Origin of the sequence: Jiangella muralis, assembly GCF_001270745.1 — a bacterium.
GTDB classification, from domain to species: domain Bacteria; phylum Actinomycetota; class Actinomycetes; order Jiangellales; family Jiangellaceae; genus Jiangella; species Jiangella muralis.
Map to the genome: position 1 here is coordinate 1 of NZ_LFXL01000091.1, position 537 is coordinate 537.

General features: G+C 73.6%; 1 protein-coding gene. It reads left to right on the forward strand.

Going from position 1 to position 537, the window contains the following annotated elements; genetic code table 11:
• Nucleotides 1–537, forward strand: a 537-nt coding sequence (locus tag ACW62_RS32800; RefSeq protein ID WP_240477484.1) for an amidase family protein, incomplete at both ends; no start/stop codon positions are given.

Sequence of the window (537 nt, forward strand, 5' to 3'; positions counted from 1 at the left end):
AGGTCGACATCGCCTACGGCGGCGACCAGGGCGGCTCCGTGCGCATCCCGGCCGCCTGGTCCGGCGCGATCGGCCTCAAACCCACCTTCGGGCTGATCTCGCACTTCGGGGTCGTGTCCGACAACGACCCCAGCGTCGACCACATCGGGCCGATCGCCCGCAGCGTCGAGGACATCGCGGCCGCGCTCGACGCGGTGGCCGGGTACGACGGGCTCGACCCGCGGCAGGGACGGCACATCCCGGACACCGTCGACACCACGACGACCCTGGCCGACGGCGTCGACGGGCTGACCATCGGGCTACTCGACCAGGCCTTCGCCGGCGCCGACCCGGAGGTCGCCGCTCTGGTCCGGTCCGCCGCGGACGTCCTGCGCGCCGCCGGGGCGAAGATCGTCGACGTGTTCGTGCCCGAGCACCTGGCCGTGACGCCCGCGTACATGGCGCTGACACTGGAAGGCAGCCACGCCGCCGGGAAGGCCGGCATCTCCGCGCTCGGGCAGACCTACTACCCGCCATCGCTGGCCGCCGCGCTCGACC